The sequence below is a fragment of the Campylobacter concisus genome, assembly GCF_002913715.1.
GTDB lineage: Bacteria > Campylobacterota > Campylobacteria > Campylobacterales > Campylobacteraceae > Campylobacter_A > Campylobacter_A concisus_AG.
Window position 1 is genome coordinate 77,093 of the sequence record NZ_PPCE01000001.1, and the last position, 22,104, is coordinate 99,196.

Annotated in this window: 16 protein-coding genes and 1 pseudogene; 1 reads left to right on the forward strand and 16 read right to left on the reverse strand. The window is 39.2% G+C overall.

The window, feature by feature from the left end:
- Nucleotides 1-10: 10 nt before the first annotated feature.
- The 12 genes and pseudogenes from CYO92_RS00490 to purB all read right to left on the reverse strand — a co-directional run bounded on the left by CYO92_RS00490 (nt 11) and on the right by purB (nt 14,841).
- On the reverse strand, nt 11-1,582 hold the full coding sequence (locus CYO92_RS00490) for a tannase/feruloyl esterase family alpha/beta hydrolase (RefSeq protein ID WP_103589201.1): 1,572 nt from the start codon (nt 1,580-1,582) through the stop codon (nt 11-13).
- Nucleotides 1,583-1,590: 8 nt separating this feature from the next.
- Nucleotides 1,591-2,271, reverse strand: a complete 681-nt coding sequence (locus tag CYO92_RS00495; RefSeq protein WP_103589202.1) for a putative quinol monooxygenase — start codon at nt 2,269-2,271, stop codon at nt 1,591-1,593.
- A gap of 15 nt (nt 2,272-2,286) precedes the next feature.
- Nucleotides 2,287-3,726 carry a subtype B tannase gene (locus CYO92_RS00500; RefSeq protein ID WP_103589203.1) on the reverse strand — a complete coding sequence of 480 codons (1,440 nt, stop codon included), beginning with the start codon at nt 3,724-3,726 and terminating at the stop codon, nt 2,287-2,289.
- A gap of 69 nt (nt 3,727-3,795) precedes the next feature.
- Nucleotides 3,796-4,566 (reverse strand): SDR family NAD(P)-dependent oxidoreductase, encoded by a 771-nt coding sequence (locus tag CYO92_RS00505; RefSeq protein WP_103589204.1) that lies wholly within the window; start codon nt 4,564-4,566, stop codon nt 3,796-3,798.
- Entirely contained in the window at nt 4,563-5,204 is a 642-nt protein-coding gene (locus tag CYO92_RS00510; protein WP_009295203.1) for an NAD(P)H-binding protein, read from the reverse strand. Before CYO92_RS00510 ends, CYO92_RS00505 begins: the two co-directional genes overlap by 4 nt.
- A gap of 29 nt (nt 5,205-5,233) precedes the next feature.
- A complete protein-coding gene (locus CYO92_RS00515; protein WP_103589205.1) occupies nt 5,234-6,379 on the reverse strand; it encodes an iron-containing alcohol dehydrogenase in 1,146 nt (381 codons plus the stop codon).
- 74 nt (nt 6,380-6,453) lie between these two features.
- Nucleotides 6,454-7,128 carry an anaerobic ribonucleoside-triphosphate reductase activating protein gene (locus tag CYO92_RS00520; RefSeq protein ID WP_103589206.1) on the reverse strand — a complete coding sequence of 225 codons (675 nt, stop codon included), beginning with the start codon at nt 7,126-7,128 and terminating at the stop codon, nt 6,454-6,456.
- 84 nt (nt 7,129-7,212) lie between these two features.
- Nucleotides 7,213-9,495 (reverse strand): annotated as a pseudogene (locus tag CYO92_RS00525) (ribonucleoside triphosphate reductase).
- Between the two features lie 252 nt (nt 9,496-9,747).
- Entirely contained in the window at nt 9,748-10,305 is a 558-nt protein-coding gene (locus CYO92_RS00530) for a hypothetical protein (RefSeq protein ID WP_103589208.1), read from the reverse strand.
- Nucleotides 10,306-10,307: 2 nt separating this feature from the next.
- Nucleotides 10,308-10,862 (reverse strand): hypothetical protein, encoded by a 555-nt coding sequence (locus CYO92_RS00535; RefSeq protein WP_103589209.1) that lies wholly within the window; start codon nt 10,860-10,862, stop codon nt 10,308-10,310.
- 54 nt (nt 10,863-10,916) lie between these two features.
- The gene (locus CYO92_RS00540) at nt 10,917-13,292 is read right to left on the reverse strand and encodes a ribonucleoside-diphosphate reductase subunit alpha (protein ID WP_103589210.1); all 2,376 of its coding nucleotides are present in this window, start codon (nt 13,290-13,292) and stop codon (nt 10,917-10,919) included.
- A 217-nt stretch (nt 13,293-13,509) separates the two neighbouring features.
- Nucleotides 13,510-14,841, reverse strand: a complete 1,332-nt coding sequence (purB, locus tag CYO92_RS00545) for an adenylosuccinate lyase (RefSeq protein ID WP_103589211.1) — start codon at nt 14,839-14,841, stop codon at nt 13,510-13,512.
- A gap of 185 nt (nt 14,842-15,026) precedes the next feature.
- Between purB and CYO92_RS00550 the strand changes: the two genes are divergently transcribed.
- Nucleotides 15,027-15,941: a pseudouridine synthase family protein gene (locus CYO92_RS00550; protein ID WP_103589212.1), complete on the forward strand. Its 915-nt coding sequence runs from the start codon at nt 15,027-15,029 to the stop codon at nt 15,939-15,941.
- A gap of 272 nt (nt 15,942-16,213) precedes the next feature.
- Here CYO92_RS00550 and rlmN read toward each other — a convergent pair whose 3' ends face one another.
- From rlmN to CYO92_RS00570, 4 genes are read right to left on the reverse strand one after another with little or no spacing between them, the layout of a single operon-like run.
- Nucleotides 16,214-17,350: a 23S rRNA (adenine(2503)-C(2))-methyltransferase RlmN gene (gene rlmN, locus CYO92_RS00555; RefSeq protein WP_103589213.1), complete on the reverse strand. Its 1,137-nt coding sequence runs from the start codon at nt 17,348-17,350 to the stop codon at nt 16,214-16,216.
- Complete coding sequence (locus CYO92_RS00560; protein ID WP_103589214.1) at nt 17,347-18,027, reverse strand: purine-nucleoside phosphorylase; 681 nt, start codon at nt 18,025-18,027, stop codon at nt 17,347-17,349. The genes rlmN and CYO92_RS00560 overlap by 4 nt, the downstream gene beginning before the upstream one ends.
- The gene (gene hisF, locus CYO92_RS00565) at nt 18,027-18,782 is read right to left on the reverse strand and encodes an imidazole glycerol phosphate synthase subunit HisF (RefSeq protein ID WP_103589215.1); all 756 of its coding nucleotides are present in this window, start codon (nt 18,780-18,782) and stop codon (nt 18,027-18,029) included. The genes CYO92_RS00560 and hisF overlap by 1 nt, the downstream gene beginning before the upstream one ends.
- A complete protein-coding gene (locus tag CYO92_RS00570) occupies nt 18,779-22,063 on the reverse strand; it encodes a DEAD/DEAH box helicase (RefSeq protein WP_103589216.1) in 3,285 nt (1,094 codons plus the stop codon). The genes hisF and CYO92_RS00570 overlap by 4 nt, the downstream gene beginning before the upstream one ends.
- Between the last annotated feature and the right edge of the window lie 41 nt (nt 22,064-22,104).

Here is a 22,104-nt window from a genome sequence, read left to right on the forward strand (position 1 = left end):
CCCCTTAAATTTACTTGCAAACAAAGCTACTTGCCTTGCTCACGTCACCGCCCACGTATGTAGCCACCTTTGGATACGCACACACTAAAAATTCCTTGCCAGCGTAGGTCTTGCTTTTTGCTAGCATGCTCTTTGGCGCTTCGCCCTTTTCATGCCACGCTTCAAGCGCACTAAGCGGATCGACGTCATCTATGCCGTTGCCGCCACCGCAGTGGTTCATCCCAGGTAGCGCAAAAAATGCCGCGAAATTTTGGCTATTTTCATTATTAGCCTCTAGCTTTTTAAACCAATCCCTTTGATCTTTTGCTGAGAAGACTGGGTCTGAGACGCCAGTTACGATGATTAGCTTACCGCCATTTGCGCTAAATGTGCTAAGGTTTGTTGAGATGGCGTCATTTATCGCCGCGGTCTCGAAAGTCTTTGGCGTGTCTTTGTCAAAGTCAAAATTTATCGTGTCAAAATTTGGCTGTGCTGGCGTTAAAAAGTAGTAATTCACCGAGCCGCTAGAAAGCGTGATATTTCTAGCGTTTGGCTTGGCGCTTTGTGAGTCGCCCAGCTTCCATTGCCTCCAGCCCTCAGCGCTCACGCCTGAGTCGTAAAACCAGCCACTATAAATTTGCTCGCCCTTGCTGTTTTTGGCTCCGTTAAAGATTTTTTCGATCGCCTCTATCTTTTGCTTATCTAAATTTAGACTTTTTGGATCAAATTTGCACGCCTCCCAAGCATTGATGATCCCATCTTTTAGTCCGTCTAAGGCGTCACATTTTTCTAGCACGGCTTGGCTTAGCTTGTTAAGATCGTCCTTAGTTAGGGCATTTGCAAAAATTTTCTCGCCTTTTTCATTTTTTGGAGCTATCTTCATAAGGGCTTGATTGTCCCACTGCTGAGCGATCGCCGCGCGAGATAGCCTAAAGCCAGGGTTTGCAGCGATGACACCATCAAATTCTAGTGGATAACGCTCGGCCGCTATGAGCGCTGCCCTACCGCCATTTGAGCAGCCCATGAAGTAGCTATGTTTTGGCTTTTTGGCGTATGCGGTGACTAAAATTTGCTTAGATGCGTCCGTAACCTTGCCAATCGCCTGATAGGCGTAGTCTAGCCTTGCTTGCTGATCTAGTCCAAACTCTGCCGTTGGTTTTGGGTGGCCTGAGTTTGTAGTAACTACCGCGTAACCTCTAAGAAGCGCTGGCGTGGCTGTGCTTGTGCGTATCGGCACTGCGCCAAGAGCAGGCGCTACAAAGCCGTCCATACCGCCTCCGCCTTGAAATAAAAACTTCTCATTCCACTGCTCTGGCAGCCTTAGTTCATAGTCTATCGCATACTCTTTGCCGTCACTTCCGGTGCGCTTATAGAGTTTGCCATGCACCACGCAGTGAGGCTTTGCTTTGATAGTGTTTTTACTGCCACCAGTTAGCGCAGACATCTTATCGGCTGATACTTCGCCACTCTCACTCCACACCGCATCTATCATCTCGTTGTTTAAAATTTCCACATCTTTTAAACTCTCGCATCCTGCCCTATCAAGGGCAAAAGCCGTGCTACTAACAAGCACTAGTGCGCAAAAAAGTGAAATTTTCTTCATAACATCTCCTAAAATTTTATCTTGCTAAATGAGATCTCGTTCTTAAGACCAAAGCCGTCAAATTCCTCTATCAGCCCTGCTCGCTCTTTGGCATAAGCCTTGTAGTTTTCGCTGTGGCGGTAGCTCTCAAAGCTAGCTTCGTCTTTGTAAATTTCAACCAGCACCCACTTGCTAGGTGCCTCTTTTTGACTAAAGGCAAACTGCGCGTAAGCACCCTCATCTACGCTTTTTTGCATATATTTTTTGATGATCTTTTCAAATTTCGCATCGCTTTTTGCCTTAAGGCTTAAATTTGTGATGTGAAAGTAGGCATCTTTTAGGCGCTCTGGCGTTAAATTTTTAGAAAAAGCAGCCCTCTTTTTCACGCTGATAGCCTTTTTGCTAGCTAAAATTTCAGCGCTTGCGCTTGCAAATTTCTTAAAATGCGCTGAGCTTATATGCTTTTTATAAGCCGCCTCGTCCTCGTAAAACTCAAGCACATAAAATAGCTCTGGCTTGCTCTTTGCGCTCGCAAAAAAGATCGCCTGTGTGCCTGGCTCGCTCTTTGAGCTAAGGATATTTTCCCTGCCAAGCTGCTTTAGCAAGCTCTTGTTATTTGGCGTTGAAAGCAGCTCGTATAAGCTCACTTTCGCCTCCGCCCCAAAGGCAAAAGCTGCCGAAAATACTAATAAAAATAGCTTTTTAATCATCAAATTTCCTTAAATTTATTTCTCAACCACTCTTTTAATCCAAGCAAAAAGCTCGTCTAAATCGTAGTCGCCGCCATGTCCTTGTCCCCAGACCGCTTCAAAATCAACCTCTTTGCCAGCATTTTTAAGCGAAAGCGCGAGCATAGCAGGTACGGCAAGGGCTAAGTCGGTGTCGTTTGTGCCCTGTCTTATGCGGTAAAATTTCACCGAATTTTTATTTTTGACGTAGTTCATCGCATTCATCATCTTTATGACGCTAGCCTCCGCCATTTCGCCCTCGCTTCGCTCTTTTGCAAATTTAGTAAAGTGCTTTGCAGGCGTTTTGCTATCACCAAAAAGGTCGTTTTCTGGATTTTCTAGCCCAAGGCCGTCAAAGGCAACCACCGCTTTGGCACGTTTTAGCGAAGCGATGAAGTCTTCTAGCTTAAAGGTATATCCAAGCGAGCAGCCCTGCGTGTCAAGTGTTATAAATTTAGGCGTTAGCGTGCTTTTGTCGCTGCTTTTTGTAGCGGTAAATGCCCTTGAGATGAGAGCGCTTATATACTCTTTGAAGCTACCCTCGCCATTTTCATCAAGGCTTAGCGCGTGGCCTTTGGCGTCTTTTAAATTTAGCGAGTTTAGATAGGCTGGAAATTTACTCTTTAGCTCGCGTGAGAGCTCTTTTTGCGTGGCGTTTAGCTCGCCTGTGATCATCTTTTTTGGCTTTTTGCTTCTGTCATTAAAAGAGCTCGCATCAAGACTTGTAAAATCAATCATTTCAAATTTATCCAAATCCCCAAACATCCACTCATACGCCTCGTCTTCATGCTCTAAATTTGTCACGGGGCAGTAGGCTGAGACGGCATAAATTTGATCGTCCGCCTTTGCAGCGCCTAGCTCTTTAAGATATGGCTCATACTCTTTTGCATTTGCGCTAGTGCCAAGAAGTGCCGACATCGCGCCGCCTGCGCTCGTGCCGTTTGAGATGATCTTATTTGCGTCGCCTGGCATAAATTTGTCGTTAAATTTAAGATATCTAACGGCCGCTTTTAGATCGACTATCGCAGCTGGCGCTTTGCCGATAAATTTCTCGCCATCCTTTAGCGTCCTGCCCCTAGCGCCAACGCTTGCCACGACGTATCCTCTAAGAAGCGCTTCAAGGGTGGCATTTGGCTTTTCGTTTTGGATTTCTGGTTTTTGTGGCATTGCGCTCATGTAGCCGCCGATCGCGTTTGGCATAAAGATAGCCCCTTTTTGGTCGCTAAATTTACCCTCTGGCACATAGAAATTTAGCACCTCATAGTCACTAGCTGGCTTTGCCACATAGACTATGCCCTCATAGGCTCTAAATTTAAGCGTCCTCTCGCCAACTTGCACGCTTTTTAGCTCAAATTTCTTTTCATCAAATTTAAGCTCGCCGCCAAAGCAAGTGCCTACCAAACAAACCCCTAAAATAGCAACTCTAACGCATTTCATGATCTGCCTTTTTATTTTGTCCTACTTTTGCTTTACTAGCCTTAGCGTAGGCTACCAAGGTTTTAGCGCCTAGTTATCTTTTGGCTCGTATTTGACCGCATAGTCAAATTTAGGCTTACTTAGGCTAAACTCAAAGCTATCTCTATCGACCGAGCCAACGCAGTAGTGGCTATCATAAAGGCGAAGCAAAAACTCCGCCATCTGCTCGCTCGTGTGGTACTTTTTAAACGCTTTGTCGTAGTCGTAGCTCTCTTTGCTAGTTGCCACCATGCCAAATTCTGTCTTTGTGGCAGCTGGGGCCAGCACTTTTGCCTGCATCTTTGCCTGCTTGTCCTGTGCTAGCTCGTGGTAAAGTCCCTCGCTAAAGGCACTTACGAAAAATTTGCTAGCGCAGTATGTGACGGCATTTGGCACGATTTTGTAGCCGCCTATCGAAGAGATGTTTATAAGCTGTGTATCTTTGTCTTTATATTTTTTAGTAAAGAGCGTTGAGAGCGTCACAAGAGCGATGATGTTTAAATTTATCATCTGCGTGATTTTTTCTAAATTTTGCTCGCCAACCTTGTTATAGTCGCCAAAGCCAGCGTTGTTTATAAGCGCTTTTAGCTCAAATTTTTCTAATTTTTGCCAAAGCAAGAGGGCATTTTCTTGCTTTGAGAGATCGCAAAGCTCTATCACCACATCGACATTTGCAAATTTAGCTATCTCGCTTTTTAGCTCCTCTAAAAGCTCGCCGCGCCTTGCAACTAGGATCAAATTCTCCCCACGCCTTGCAAATGCCTTTGTCGCGGCCGCTCCTATGCCTGAGCTTGCTCCAGTGATGGCGATGTATCTTTTCACTTCACATACTCCACTGGGCTATAAATTTTCACACCCTCGCTGTGGTCATCTTGTGCTACTTGCACGATCACTTTAGCGATGTCAGCTGCCTTCATCGGACGATACTCGTCAAAAAAGCCTTTTGGGATAAATTTAAACGCCTTTATCGCCAGATACTCGCCAAGTCTAAATTCCTTTCTCTCAGCCTCGATAAGTGGCAGTCTAGCGATATGAAATGAGCTATATCCAAGCTCTTTTATCTTTGCTTCTGCTTGACCCTTTGCCTTTAGGTAAAATGAGCCTGACTTTCTGTTTGCGCCTGCAGCTGAGAGCAAAACAAAGCGTTTCGCGCCGCACTCCAAGCCAAATTTGGCGAAATTTATCGGATAGGTCACATCGACTTTGTAAAACTGCTCTTTGTGCTTTGCCGCTTTCATCGTCGTGCCAAGCGCGCAAAAGACGTCATCAGCGATAAATGGCACCTCATCTTTAAAATCATCAAAATTTACTATCTTTACTTCAAGCTTTTCATGGGTAAATTCTAGCTCATGCCTAACAAGGGCGACCACCTTGTTATAGTGCTCACTCCCACATAAATCTTTTAAAATTTCACTTCCCACAGCGCCGCTGGCTCCTGCTATAAGGGCGACTTTTTTCATGTTTATCCTTTGTAAATTTTGGATAAATTCTATCTCGCTAAGGCAAAAATTTCGCTTATGGCCTCTTTTGTATAAATTTGCTCCAAGCCCCTGCCCTTGGCGTAGTCATAAACTAGCGCCATGATCTCGTCTAAATTTGACTCATCAACGCCGATTTCAATTAGGCTTGTTGGCGTGCCGATCTTGCTAAACCACTCTTTTAGCTTTTCAATACCTGCCTCTGCGTCATCTACGCCAAAAATTTCTTTGCCAAAGCGCTTAAATGCCTCTAAATTTCTACTCTTATACCACTTCATCCAAGCTGGCATCACGACACTTAGCCCAGCCCCGTGCGCGCAATCAACCACCGCACCTATGGCGTGCTCGATCATGTGATTTGGATAAGAGTAGCCAGCTGTGCCAACGTAAGTTAAGCCATTTAGCGCCATCGTAGCAGCCCAGGTAAACTCACCTCTAGCATCGTAATTGTCTGGCTCTTTTAGTAAAATTTCAGTCGTTTTCATAACGGTTTTTATGTTTGCTTCGATGTATAAATTTATGATCTCAGGCTGAATGCTCGCCGTAAAGTAGCCCTCGATGCTGTGAGCGATGATATCAGAAGCAGAATAGACCAAGTACTCCTTGCTAACACTCGCTTGAAGAAGCGGATTTATCACTGAAACTTTTGGGTAAAGACAAGCTCCGTGCATAGCAAATTTCTGTTTCGTGGCTTCGTTTGTGACGACCGAGCCGCCGTTCATCTCTGAGCCAGTTGCCGCAAGCGTTATGATGTCAAAGATCATAAGCGCTTCTCTTGGATCTTTGCCGGTAAAAAAGTCCCAAACGTCGCCGTTATATTTAACTCCAGCAGCCACAGCCTTTGCCGTGTCAAGCACTGAGCCACCGCCTATGGCTAGCACACTATCGACACCTTGCTTTTTAGCTAAATTTATAGCCTCATTTACCTTGCTTAGCACCGGATTTGACTTCACGCCACCGATCTTGCAAAACTCAATGCCATTAACACTTAGACTCTTTGCTGCGACATCAAAAAGGCCATTTTTTATGATCCTATCGCTGCCATAGATGATAAGCGTCTTTTTAACGCCAAATTCCTTCATATATCTGCCGATATTTTGCTCTTTGTCTTTGCCAAATTCTATTTTTGTAGGGTTTAAAAAGCTAAAATTTTGCATAGTTTCTCCTTATTAGTTTTAATGATTATAGTTTTGCAAAGCAAAAATTTTTGTTAAAAATAATGAGTAGAAATTTAAAAATTTCTTAGTTTAATAGGAAGTTTTGAGATGATTTTTTTCGGATCAAAGCTACTTTTAGCATCAACTAAATTTCCAAAATTTTCACCTGTGCTAAGGAATTTTTGCAGATAATAATTACCTCTATAACCAAACTCGTAAAGAACTTCAGACATCTGAGCTATATCAATCTCACTTAACAAGTCTGCATGTACAGTCGTTCTAACTTCAAAGTCAAAATTTATTTCAAGTAGATATTTTAGTGTGCTAATAAATTTTTCATATAAATTTGAGCCAGTTATGCCCGTAAATTTCTCTTTTGGTGCTTTAAAATCAAGTGCGATATAGTCAATCAGCCCTTCACCTATCGCCTCTTTTAAAATCTCAATATGAGAGCCATTTGTATCGACCTTTAGGTAAAAATTTCTTGACTTGACCTCTCTTGCAAGTTTTAAAAACAAAGGATTTGCTGTGCATTCGCCACCGCTAAAGACAATGCCATTTAGCTTGCCTATGCGGCGATCTAAGAAGTTACAAACCTCATCCATTTCTATATTGCCATTTGAATTTACAACTTCTATATTGTAACAATACACGCATCGCATATTACAGCCTGCAAACCAAACTACCGCAGCCACTTTGTCTGGATAATCAAGCGTAGTAAATGGCGTTATACTAAAGACTTTATGCAAATTTATGGACCTTTTGAGATTTAAAAGGCACAGAAGATTGTGCCTTTTTTATTTGAGTTTTTATGTTTTTATTGGCTGCGGTGATTATCTTTTGCAGCAACTTGCGTATTCGTCAAATTTAATACGCTCTTTATGCTCGCCTTTTTTACCAAGGTTAAAGCTCTCAACTGGGCGATGATAACCCATAACACGAGTATAGACTACGCATTTTGTGCGTTTATCTTGTACTTTTTCTAAAATTTCTTTTTCTGTCATTTCCTCTCCTTATTTGGAATTGTTTTTCTCTTTTTCTATTAATTCTGCATCGCAAAGCGGACAAAATTCATGCTCTCCGGCAATGTAACCATGTTTTGAACAAACACTAAATACTGGCGTTATCGTGATATATGGAAGCTTATAATTTGAGATTATGCTCTTTACAAGCTCCTTGCAAGCTTTAGGTGAGCTGATCCTTTCTTTCATATAAAGGTGAAATACTGTGCCGCCAGTATATGAAGTCTGAAGATCATCTTGCAAATCAAGTGCCTCGTAAGCATCATCTGTAAAATTTGCTGGAAGCTGGGTTGAGTTTGTATAGTAAATATTCTCCCCGCCACCTGCTTGGATGATGTCTGGATAGCGCTTTTTATCCTCTTTAGCAAAGCGGTACGTTGTGCCCTCAGCTGGAGTCGCCTCAAGGTTGTATAAATTTCCAGTCTCTTCTTGAAATGTCCTTATCTTATCGCGCAAAAACTCGACCATCTCAATAGCAAAATCGCGTCCAAATTTTGTTGAGATATTCTCTTTATCATTTGTGAAATTTCTAAGAAGTTCGTTCATACCATTTATACCGATCGTACTAAAGTGGTTATTAAAGTGCTTTAGATATCTAGCCGTATAAGGATAAAGCCCCCTGTCATACATCTCTTGTATAAATTTACGCTTCTTTTCAAGTGTCGATTTAGCAAGCTCCAAAAGATAGCTTAGCCTGTTATAAAGTGCGACTTTATCGCCTTTGAAGTTGTAGCCTAGGCGAGCTAAATTTATAGTGACAACGCCGATAGAGCCTGTCATCTCAGCACTACCAAAAAGACCACCGCCTCGTTTTAAAAGCTCCCTTAGATCAAGCTGCAAACGGCAGCACATAGAGCGAACATGTCCTGGTTTGTAGGCTTTTTCGTTTTCTATCTTATTGCCATTTTCATCGTAAGTATATTGTGAACCGATAAAATTTTGAAAGTAGCTTGAGCCCATTTTGGCAGTATTTTCAAAGAGCACATCCGCCACTTCACTATCCCAGTCAAAATCCTCTGTAATATTTACCGTTGGTATCGGAAATGTAAAAGGCTGTGAGCACTTGTCGCCAGCTGTTAAAACCTCGTAAAATGCCTTATCTATGCGTGCCATCTCTGGCTCGAAGTCCTTGTAGGTCATATCGATTAGTTTTTCTCTGCCACGCTCGTTTGCTTTTTTCAAAATTTTCTCATCTTTTACGTTTGTAAAAAGGTGTATATCATCGCTCGTTGGGATCTGATCTCTTAGATCACTTGGGCAGGTGATGTCTATCGTTACGTTTGTAAATGGGCTTTGTCCCCAGCGCGCAGGGACGTTTAGGTTAAATATAAAGCTAGTTATCGCCTTTTTGATCTCGGCGTCGCTTAGATCGTCTTTGAAGACGTAAGGCGCAAGGTAGGTGTCAAAGCTAGAAAACGCCTGAGCACCCGCCCACTCGCTTTGCAAAATTCCTAAGAAATTCGCCATTTGATAAAGCGCCTCTCTAAAGTGCTTTGGCGCCTTGCTCTCGACCCTGCCACGAACGCCGTTAAAGCCCTCATTTAGCAAAGCTCGCAAACTCCAGCCAGCGCAGTATCCTGTAAGGCAGTCAAGGTCGTGGATGTGGTAGTCACCATTTCTGTGAGCAAGACCTTCTTCTTTGCTATAAACAGCGTCTAGCCAGTAGTTTGCTATGACTTTACCAGCGGTGTTGTTGATGAGTCCTGCGTTTGAGTAGCTTGTATTTGAGTTTGCAGAAATTCTCCAGTCGGTGCCGTTTATATACTCATTTATCGTTTGGGTTGAGTTTATGTAGGTCGTATCTTCGTTTAGCCCTAAAATTTGCTCACGTTGAAGCTTATGTGTGTGGCGGTAGAGCATAAAGCTCTTTAAAACGTCGAAATATCCGCTATTAAATAGCTCTTTTTCGATCGCATCTTGGATGTCTTCGACTGTTATCGCGCTTGATTTTTGAAAGATATCTTGGACAACATTTGTAAAAACTTTCTCATCATAAGCTAAATTTTCACTAGCAAATGCTTTTTTTATCGCATCTACTATCTTATATGCTACAAATTCTTGTCTTGTGCCATCTCTCTTCAAAATCTCACGCATTACTCGCTCTTTCTTCTAAATTTTTCAATATAAAGTTTAAAAGTATAGGACAAGAAAGCTTAAACAATAGATAACTATTTTATCTTGTTTAATAATATTTATCAAAAAATATAAAATTTTAGAGAGTTTTCTTAAGTATATTTTTACGTGTTTTAAGTATATTAAACTAAAATTTGATTATTTTTACTTAAATAATTATTTTAATTTTAGTTTTTAAAAATAGTATATTAATTAGACTATATAGCATTATGGCTATTTAATTTTATAGATATCCAGAATATATTTTTCTATATCTGCTTCGCTTGGCGGAGATAATAATTTTTGAGTTTTTAATTGTTTTATATCTATTTTTCCATATATAAGATCCAACATATCAAATTCCATTTCTAAAATAATAAATTTATTATCTAACCATTTTGCAAAAAAGAGATATTCTATATGTGAACTAATATTCTCTTCACAATTACTATATTCTTCTACTGTTTTTGCTATTTCGCCACTATCCTGCATATATTTTATGGTGCTATCACTCCAATTATTATCTTTTATATTCATTTCTATAAACTCTTTTTCGTAAACTTTTTTACATATATCGACAAATCTTTGCTTTGCTTCTACTGCTTTTAAAAAACTATCTTTCCATAATTTATAATCAGGTTCTTGAATATGCAAAATTTCTTGATATTTTTTCATGTTAGATGAATATATTTTTATTATATTTTGATAATTATCTCTTTCTGAAATACTTTTAGCATTATCTAAATACTTGTATAATGCATTAAGTTCTTGTCCTATTTTATCAATTGGCAAGATCAGAGTTTTTTTAAATTTTGTTCAATATTATTAATATTTTTTATTTTAAAAATATTAGAGATATTTTTATCGAGCAATAAGTCAGACAACATACTTTTATGAGAAATATATTTAATTGTTGTATTTGTATATAAATTTTTTATATCTATTAAATTTTGTTTAGCAACCAACTCTTTATTTTTTAGATCTTTTATATTTTTTTCATACACTTCCATTTGTTGAATTAAGTCGTTATTGGTGTTTTTAAGCTCGTTTTCTTTCTTGTTAAGTTCGGCTATTCTAATATTGGTCACATTAAGTTCATTTGATTTCTTTAATAATTCTTTGCTAATTTTTTGATTTTCGATGGTAATATTTTGTTCTTTTTCGTTTAATATAGCTACTTGTTTTTCTAGCATTTTAATTTCAAATGTTGGTTTGATTGTATAAATATATCCGTATATGGCAGTTATTGCAACAATAATAGTTGCAATATTACCAAGAATAGAATAAGTATCTTTATTTTTTAAAATTCTATAAACGTATTTTATAAAATACAACAACCATACTTTCATAGCTTTATTACTCCAAAATAAGAAAACAAATCAAACATCTTTGTGAAAAGTTCTTTACTGACATCCCTCACACTCGATCGAACGGTCAGCTACGTCGTTTAGTTTTTCGCTATCTGGACTTTCAGAGCGTAGATAGTAGGTTGATTTTAGTCCGAGCTCCCATGCAAGCGTGTAAATTTCACTTAGATATCCACCGCTTGCCTTATCCAAGCTCATGAAGATATTTAGACTTTGACCTTGATCGATCCATTTTTGACGGATCGCACCTGCTTTTATAAGAATTCTTTGATCAAGCTCGTAAGCTGGCGTATAAAACTGCCAAGTATCAGGGCTTAAATTTGGCACGACATTTGGGATCATACCGCTTAGGTTGTGCTCAAACCACTTTCGCTTATAGACTGGCTCGATGGTCTGAGTGGTGCCAACAAGGATCGAGATCGAGCTAGTTGGAGCGATCGCCATTAGGTAGCCGTTTCTCATGCCATCGCGCTTGACTTTTTCTCTTAGCTTGCCCCAGTCGCAGACATTTTCGTCAAATAGCCCGCCTTTGTCGTTTAAAAGAGCTTTTGCGTTATCGTTTGCGGTGTCTATCGGCATGATGCCTTTGCTCCATTTTGAGCCTTCAAATTTTGGATAGACGCCCTTTTCTACGGCTAAATTTGAGCTAGCGTAGATCGCGTTGTAGCTTATGTTTTCCATTATGCTATCAATCAGCGCCAAATGCTCGTAACTGCCCCATTTTACGTTTTTCTCAGCCAGCATTTGCGCCTCGCCCATGACGCCAAGGCCGATCGAGCGAGAAGCTAGGTTTGTGTGTTTTACCTTTTTGTGTGGGTAGAAATTTAGGTCTATAACGTTATCAAGCATCCTGATAGCTATCGGCACGACACGCTCGATGTCCTCTTTGCTGTTTATCTTGCTTAAATTTATACTTGCAAGGTTGCAAACTGCCGTTTTGCCCTCGATGCTCTCTTTTTCTACGATGAAAATTTGCTTGCCTTTTAGGCTATCAAGTGCGCTAAGCTTTTTGGCTTTTTTAGTTATGCCGCTATCGACGGTGACGTCTTCTTCTTCGTCAAATAACTCCTCGCTGCCATCTTCATAAGCGATCTTGATCTTATAGTAGTTTGGCGCTGTATTTTGGAAAATTTCGGTGCATAAATTTGAGCTTCTGATGATGCCTTCGTGATCGTTTGGATTTGTTTTATTGGCATTGTCTTTAAAGCATAAAAATGGCATGCCAGTTTCAAAATAGCTAGTTAAAATTTTCTTCCAAAGCTCTTTTGCAAGGATGGTGTTTTTCTGGATATTTTCGTCGTTTTCATACTCTAAATATCTCTTCTCAAACTCCTCGCCATAAAGGTCGCAAAGGTCGCTTACTTGAGCTGGGTCAAAGAGGCTCCATCGGCCATTTTCTTTGACACGCTTCATAAATAGATCGTTTATCCAAAGCGCAGGGAAAAGCTCATGTGCACGGCGTCTCTCTTCGCCTGAATTTTTACGAAGATCAAGAAAATCACTCACGTCCATATGCCAAGGCTCGATATAAACAGCGATCGCACCCTTTCTAGTGCCTAGCTGATCGACCGCTACTGCGATATCGTTTGTCACTTTTAAAAATGGTATGATACCGCCAGCTGCGTTTTTGTGTCCGTCGATACTGCCGCCCATCGCACGCACCTTGCTCCAGTCCCAGCCGATACCGCCGCCAAATTTTGAAAGAAGAGCCATCTCTTTGTAGCTATCAAAAATGCCCTCGATATTATCAGGCGTACTGCCTACGTAACAGCTACTTAGCTGGTGACGTGTAGTCCTTGCGTTTGAGAGCGTTGGCGTGGCTAACATCACTTCAAATTTAGAGATGAGGTCGTAAAATTTCTTAGCCCAACCTTGACTATCTAGCTCGTTTTGCGCTAGAAACATCGCGATCGCCATAAACATGTGCTGTGGCAGTTCGATTGGCATGCCATTCTTATCTTTGATAAGATAGCGATCATAAAGCGTCTTGATACCAAGGTATGCAAACTGAAGGTCGCGCTCGGGCTTAATGTAGGCGTTTAGATCCTCAAGATCATACTTCTCTTTTAGTCCAGGGATGATACGGCCTACTTTTTCGCCCTTTACGAGATAGTCTTTTAGGTGGTTGTAGCCGTTAAAGCCAGATACTTTGTGATAAAGGTCGTATAAAAATAGCCTTGCAGCAACAAATGTCCAGTTTGGGCGGTCGATGTCGATCTTATCAACTGCTGTTTTTATAAGAGTTTGCTGAATTTCCTCAGTCGTTATCATATCTCTAAACTGGATTTTCGCATCTACTTCAAGCTCGCTAAGGCTTACGTTGCTTAGTCCAAGGACCGCTTCGTTTGTGTATTTTTTGATCTTACTTATATCAAGCTCTTCTGTTCTGCCATTACGTTTTATAACTTTCAAAAATATCTCTCCATGTTAAATTTTAATTTGGGATTTTATCCAAAAGGAGATAAAAACTCTCTTTGTTAAAAAAGTGATTTTAGATATAAAATTTGACTCAAAAAATAATATTTTATTTTTAAAAATTAAAAAATTTGATCTTATTTTAAAATGATTGTAAAAATTTTTGAAGTGATATTTTGAAGCAAGAAGCATAAATTTGCTTCTTGCATTTAAATTACTTGCCAAAGACTCTAGCGAAAATTTTATCTACGTTTTTGGTGTAGTAGTTGTAGTCAAAGCACTCTTTGATCTCATCTTTGCTAAGGCTTTTAGTTAGGTCCTCGTCGTTTAGCAAATTTTGTAAAAATAGGCTGTGACCTTGCTCGTCGATCGCTTTTTTGCCCTCTTGCAAGTCTGCCCAGACCTTCATAGCATTGCGCTGAACGATCTTGTAGGCGTCCTCTCTAGAAATTCCACGCTGAGGCAGTTGTAAAAGCACGCGCTGTGAAAAGACTAAACCGCCCGTTAAATTTAAATTTTTCATCATATTTTCTGGATATACGACTAAATTTGCTATCAAATTTTTGATACGAACCAGCATAAAATCAGCTGTGATAAACATATCTGGCAGGATAAATCTCTCAACCGAGCTATGGCTGATGTCGCGCTCGTGCCAAAGGGCGACATTTTCTAGCGCTGGTGTGACGTATGAGCGCAGCACCCTGCAAAGGCCGGTGATGTTTTCGCTAAGGACTGGATTGCGTTTGTGTGGCATAGCGCTTGAGCCCTTTTGTCCTGGGCTAAAATACTCCTCAGCCTCATAAACCTCAGTCCTTTGGTAATGTCTAATGGCGACTGCGATCTTTTCGCAAGTAGAGGCTAGAACTGCGATGGCGCTCACCACATGTGCGTAGCGGTCACGCTGGATCACTTGGTTAGATGCTGGAGCTGCTTTAAGACCTAGCTCCTCGCATGTTAGCTCTTCAAATTCCATCGGAGCGTGAGCTAAATTTCCCATAGCACCTGAGAGTTTACCGTAGCTGATCGTATCTTTTGCATCTTTGATGAGCTTTAGAGCCCTTGCGATCTCGTCGTACCAGATAGCAAGAACAAGGCCAAAAGTTATCGGCTCGCCGTGGATGCCGTGGCTTCTGCCGACCATAAGCGTGTGCTTGTGCTCGTTTGCTCTGTTTTTGACCGCCTGCATAAACTCCTCGACGTCGCTGATGATGAGCTCTAGGCTCTCTTTCATCTGAAGTGCGACGGCTGTGTCGATGCAGTCGCTTGAGGTCATGCCGTAGTGAACAAACCTGCTCTCCTCGCCAAGGCTCTCACTGACGCTTGTTAAAAACGCGATAACATCGTGCTTTGTCGTCTTTTCTATCTCGTCGATGCGAGCCACTTCAAATTTAGCATTTCTACAAATTTTCTCGCAGTCGCCGTCGCTTATGAAGCCAAGCTTATTCCAAGCTTTAACTGCAGCTTTTTCTACCTTGAGCCAAGCATCGTATTTTGCTCGCATACTCCACTTATCAGCCATCTCTTTGCGTGAGTATCTTTCGACCATTGTTGAACCTTTTTGTATTAGTTTTTCTTTATCATAAAAGTAAATTTTAGCCTTGAAAGCCAAAAATCACATCGTATAATTTTATAAAATTTAAGTTTGGATTATATAAAATCCGTGCTGAAATGTCGGTTATATACTTATAAATTTGTGCTTAAGATAGCTCACTCGTTTTTAAAAGGATTACCTTGCCATACGTAAATAAATTTATTGCCACTGCAAACAAACAAAAAGCGTATGAAATTTTAATGAAAACTGGCTTTAGTATGAGAGAGGCGCAACGACTAATAGATAAAGGTAGGCTGATATGTGGCGGCAGTGTCGTGAGTGAGAAAAATGCCATTTTGAGTGGCGATATTTTTTTGATCGACTATGAGGCTGAGCCAAAGGGACTAAAACCGATCTTTGAGTGTGAGAGCTTTGCCGTATTTGATAAGCCAAGTGGAGTGCTAAGCCACCCAAATGGCAGACACTGTGAGTACTCACTAAATGATGAAATTTACACGCTTTTTGGACGAGATGCGAGCGTGGCGCATAGGCTAGACTTTGAGACGAGTGGCGTGATAGTCGTTGGAAAAGACAGAAATTCTACGATTAGACTAAAGAAAATTTTTGAAGACAGAGAGGTTTTTAAAAGCTACGTCGCGATGGTACAAGGCAAGATCGAACGAGAATTTACGATCGATGCCAAAATGGATCTAGCAAACAACTACGACGATGTGAAAATGCGAATGCAAATTTGTGAGAACGGTAAGAGTGCTGTGACTAAAATTTTGCCGATTAGATATTTTGACGATATCGATGCAACTTTGGTTCAGGCTATCCCACTCACTGGCAGGCAGCATCAGATTCGCTTACATTTGTTTCATGTGAAACACAAGATACTTGGCGAACCACTTTATGGTTTGTCACGTCCACAGATCGAGAAAATTTTAGATAAAGAGATGAGCGAGCGTGAACGGATAAATTTAACTGGAGCAAAAAGGCTCTTGCTCCACTCAGATGAAATTTCTTTTAAATTTGATGAAATTTTTTATAACATAAAAAGCAAATTTGACGCTGAAAGCGAGTTTTATAGATTTGCAAAAGAGAGTTTACTTTAGTCCAAAATTTTTTAATAAATTTCTATTTCTCATAAACCCTTACCTACGTTTTGCCAAAGTTTTTCACTTTTAGATACCACAATAATAATTTTGTAGTTTATGTAATTAATGCTCCACTTTATTTCTTTATGAGAGCTATATTTTTTCTTAATATTAAGGCTTAGAATTTATGCCTATTTTTTTCATCTTTTAAAACTTTTAAAATAAGCCCTAATCCGAGTAAAACCACAATAGCAACAAAGACTATTTCGGCTATATCAAGTGCACTCATTCTAACTCACACTGGCTTTACTATTATTTTCAAGCGACTGTCTTTTTAAATTTTTATCACTGGGAATGGTTTTAAATTTTGCATTTTCGTTGCGTTGTTTTAACTGTCCACAAGCTGCACTTATATCAAGTCCTTTACTCTGTCTGATCGTACAAGTAACGCCGTGATCTCTTAGATATTCTTGAAATTTTAGCATGCTGGTAAGCTCGGGTCGTCCAAATTCACTGCCTTCATGCGGGTTAAAATAGATCAAATTTACCTTTGCCTTGATACCATGCAGTAGTTTTACCAGCTTTTTTGCATCACTAACGCTGTCATTTAGATCTTTGATAACAAGGTATTCAAACATCACGCGTTTGCGCATATCGATAGGGAATCCCTTAACAGCATCCATAACAGCCTCGATATTATATGCCTTATTTATCGGCATTAGGCGACTTCTAAGTTCATTAGTAACAGCATGAAGCGATATGGCCAATAACACACCAAGATCCATCTCGCCAAGCTTTTTTATCTGGCTACCAAGTCCGCTAGTTGAAACGGTTTGACGACGCGGCGATATGGCTAGACCCTCGTTAAGAGCTAAAATTTTGATCGCTTTACTAACGTTAGTAAGATTATCGAGTGGCTCACCCATGCCCATATAAACGACATTTATGCGCCTCTCATATGGTATTTTATTTTCTCTTTTTATCCATAAAATTTGCCCTACGATCTCACCGGCAGTCAAATTTCTAACAAGTCCACCCTTTGCTGTTAGACAAAAAGCACATCCCATTTTACAGCCAACCTGCGAACTAACACAAACCGTATAACGAGCATGGCGACTGACCTTTCCATTCTCATCGCTAATCTCCTCTTTCATCGGGAGTAAGACACTCTCTATCTTTAGCCCATCTTTTAGCTCAAAAAGATACTTGATCGAACCATCACTACTTTGCTCAAATTTTACACATTTTAAAGGATCGATATAAAATTTTTCAGCCAGATCTTGACGCATATCTTTAGGTAAATTTAGCATTTGGCTAAATTCGGTTGCATTTTTTTTATATATCCACTCGTAGATTTGTGTTGCTCTAAATGGTGGAGAAACTAACTCTTTTAGCTCATCAATACTAAGATCAAGCAAATTTATCACATATTTTCCTTTATATATTTTGTTAGAATTTTCTTGGCCTCTGCGTGATTTTTTATAAAATCAGTATGTGCATTTTTATTACAAAAATTTGTCGCTACGAAAATTCCATAAGCCGGAATTTTAAAAATTTGAGCTACTTTTAGAACAGAATAAAACTCCATATTTTCTAAAAAATAGCCTTTTTCAAACATCTTATGAGCCAAATTTTTGTCTGTCGTTATGAAATTTGATGAATTTGTTTTGATAGTTCCACGTGAAACGATAGAAGAAATTTCACACTCGATAGGCGAATAAGATCTATTTTCTATGCTAGAAATTTCAACATTTGCCCCAACTGAGCTTTCATAAATCTGCAAAATTTCACCATCTTTGTATAGGCCAGCCGAACCAACAAAAACTATCTTTTCTGGCATCTGGTATAGATTTCGCTCAGGATTTTTTGAGAAATTTTGGCTTAGATTTTGTAGCTCTGGATTTGATAAGTTTGCAAATTTAGCTTCGATCTTTGCAAGATAGTGCGGATCGATATTTTTTAAATTTATACCCTTTTCATCTGCCACAATACATGCTCGTTTCTGCAAAAATTTTGTCAAATTTATCGCCATATCAACTAGCCCCACACCCATTGGCAAAGCAAAGTCAAAAATTTCATTTTTTCCAGCAGAGATAACTAACATCAGAGCCTAACCTCAACGCCATTTGCCTTGAGATACTCTTTTAGTTTTTTTATCTCGATTTCGCCAAAGTGAAATATCGAAGCAGCTAAACACGCATCAGCCCCGGCTTCAAAAGCCTCTTTAAAGTGCTCCATCTTACCAGCGCCGCCACTTGCGATAGTTGGTATAGAAAGCGTGCTAAATACCTTTGTTAGCTCAAGGTTAAAACCTTGTTTGACACCGTCATTGTCCATAGAGGTTAACAATATCTCACCTGCTCCTCGCGACTCGACCTCTTTTGCCCAAGAAAAGGCATCTTTTTTGGTATCGATCCTGCCACCATTTATAAAAATGCTATAACCATTTTCAATCTTTTTAGCATCGATCGCTACTACAACACATTGCGAGCCAAATTTCTTAGCTGCCTCATCAATCAAATTTGGATCTTGTATAGCTGATGAATTTAAGCTTACTTTATCGCAACCAGCATTTAAAAGGCGAGAGATATCATCGATCGTGCGTATACCTCCGCCAACTGTTAGTGGGATAAAAAGCTTACTTGCGACCTTTTTTACGACATCAACTATCGTATCACGCCCAAGATGAGAGGCAGTGATATCCAAAAAGCAAAGCTCATCAGCGCCCTCGTCATTGTATCTTTTAGCTATCTCGACAGGATCTCCAGCATCAACAAGCCCTACGAAATTTACGCCTTTTACGACTCTGCCATCTTTTACATCAAGGCATGGGATTATGCGTTTTGCAAAATGATTCAAATCTGTCCTTTGTCTATTTTTCTAGCCGCTAACTCAAAATATGGCAAATTAGACCAATTTTCTCGGTTACCAATTATATAAACAACCTCTTTTGCTCTTGTTAGTGCTACATTTAGTAAATTTGGCGTACTAGCAGCCCATGCTCTAGCACCTTTTGTAGCACCGCCAAGGACAAAGATAACAACATCAGCTTCTTTGCCTTGCATAGTATGGATAGTGCCAGCCCCTTTTAAATTTTTACAAACATCTTTAAAAGGTGTTATTATTTTAACACTATCTTTTAGCTTGGCTAGCTTACCATCTAAAAGCTCTTTAACGATCATACCTTCGGCTTTATTATAATTACCTATCCATTCATCACTGTTAACGTCAATCCATTCTGTTTTGATATTAGGATCACTAAGTTTACTTTCACTACTTCTGCCAAGTATCATCATATCATCATATGTTGTTTCGTTTGAAATTTTAAACATAGGGTTGGCGCACCTTCTATGAACGATAAGTGGCGAACCAACCCAAATGGACTTACCCTCTCCTTTTATATATGTACCAATATTTTGTACTTTATCGGCTCGAAGTTGAACTGATGATTTTAGTAGATTAAATTCATCCTTTGCATCACAGTAGCGTAAAATAGCGTTATTTAAAGCTGGTGGCAATGTTACAACGGGCTCAAGTTGAAGTGGATCACCAACTACAACAGCCATGTTTGAACGAAGCAGTGCACCTAATGCGTTAGTTAAATTTGCCTGCCCTGCTTCATCTATTAAGAGCAAACCTATATCGCCATTTAGTAGCTCTTTAAAGGTATTATTAAAAGATGCGAAAGTAGAACTAACAACTGGCGTTAGTAAAAATAATCCTTTTATTATTTCACGTCTATCTTTAGCTTCAAGCCCATTTTTCTCAGCCATTTTTTCATCATTAAATATAACGCTAAGAGCTCGTAAATTTGTTCTAACAGCTTCTTTGCAAGCAAAGATAGTGGCTTTATGCAGATTAAGCGCTTCTTTAAAAAGCTTGATTCTTGCGTTAAAAAGCTTCGTCTTGTGGGGTTTCTCATCAAGATCACGCTCCATCATAAATGGCATACTCTTTTGCATTTCTTCATTACTCTGATTAAAGCTACCGTTTAAAAAGCTATCAAGCTCTTCGCTTCTGCCAATTAATTTTTGACGTCTAACAAAGTCGTCATTAAGCTTGCTTAGATGGTCTATCTTGGTGTTAAATTCTAAAATTTTCTCTTCAAGCTGAGTTATTTGAGCTTTTAGTTCGTTTAATTTTGCTTCATTCTTCTCTTTATTTTCACTATTTTGCTTGCTTGCTTTCAAATTTTGCTCAGCTATTTGGCGATTTATCTCACTAACTTTTTGCGCTTCATTGTTATATTTTTCAAAAGCTTGTGTCTTTAAAATTTGCTGGAAAATAAAAAATGATGGCTTTATAGGCGTACTTAGATACTCTTGTAAAATTTCATTTTGTCCAATAAGCTTTGCTAGCTCGTTAGCTTCAGCCACCTTTTGTTCTAGCTCATTTTTGCTCAAATCCAGCTCATCTATTAGTGGCTTTAAAAGCTCTTCTATTTGCTTTGCTGAATTATAGTTATCAAGTCTTTTATCGATATTTATAAGCTCGCTATTTATACTTTTTAGCTCCTCTTCTTTGATCCTGATCTCACTAAAAAGTAGATTTACTTCATGTAGGGCTTGATTAAATTTCTCCTTTGCCTCATCGTAATCATCAACTCCTTCGCCGGTAGCCAAATACTTGCCAAGCCCCATCAAAAAGCCATCTTGCTCTATAAATTCTTTAAATTCTTTTGAAATATCTTCAAACTGACTATGTGTTTTTTCGATCTTTACGCCATTAATCGCATTAAAAACAAAATTTGACTTATTTTGCTTTGAGCCAAGAGGTATGCAAAAAAGCCCCCATGCAGGTTTTGAGATAAAAGATTTTTCTCCAAAATTTGTCTTTTCATCAGCCGAGAGAAGCCTTATAGCTATAAATTTAAAATAATCAATCTCGCCTGCGTAACTACCGATGCTTTTTAGTTGGCTAAGCTCTTTACTTAAAATTTCAACCGCACCGTTATTACAAGAGCTAACAACCATCTCATAGCCCTGGAGTTCTTTATTTAGAGTGAAATAAAGCACCTTATCGCTACTATCTCGAACTGGAGCAAAGATATCATGTCTGCTCATTTGCGCGAGTTTCATCGCTCTAAGCGTAACAACTTCAGCCATTACGTCTTTTAAAAGCGTTGTTTTACCAGTTCCTGGAGCACCATTTACACTATAGATTCCACCACTTTTTTCTTTAAATTTTTTAATGATGTTATTAACAGCAATTTGCTGCGAGAAATTTAGAGCGAAGTCACTAGCAAAGGCCGATCTTGGATACTCTTCTGCTTTAAAAAAATCTCTAACAAACCTTTTATTTTGCTCATCTCTTACATCAAGTCTTTCAAATTTATTCTCACTGCCCTCGTCCAAAAACTGATCCGTTAGCTCGTGCGTCCTGCCTGACTCGTAAAATTTGATAAGCAAATTTATATCATCTATAAAAAAGCTATTTAAAAGGCTATCATTTTCTTTAAAATTTGGATTTATGATCTTTATTTCAAGCCTTAAGAAATCATTACAAAATGGTGTTTTAAGTGCACTTTTTAGCTCATCGTTTATAAGCTTTATATATTTGCCAAATTCCATTTTTTCTTTATAGATAGATAGCTTGTCTTTTATACGCTCGCACTCTTTGTTAAAGTCGCTTTGGCTTATCTCTTTTAGATGATCTAGGCGAGCCATTGCCCAAGGAGCTGTTGAGATAAAAAGATCATCAGACGAGTTTGGTATAAAAAACGGAGTTAAATCATCATCTAAATTTATATCTTTTAAAGCAAAATTTTGATCATCTTTACAAAATACCAAATCACCGACGAGCTTAAGCTTATAGCAAAACGCCTTATCAAAGCTCGTTTGCTCAGATCGTAGCTCATCTAAAATTTGCTCTTTTTCAAATTTCACCTTTGCCAGCTTTGAAATATAAATGGCAAGCAAGTCAGTCTCAAAAATGCCGCCATAAATTGAAATTTCTACACCATTTTTTAAAAGAGGTCTATTAAATGCTCTTAAAATTTGTAGAAATTTCTCATCAAAATTTGCGATCTCAAGGTCTATTGATTTTTTAAATTTGGTATTTGTCTTTTTTGGCTCGTCTAAGGTTTTTGGCTCTAAATATTGTGATAATAAAAAGTATTTTAAGGTATTTGCTTTGCTCAAATTTATGCCCTATTTTGTTATTGTTTAGTGATTATAATCCA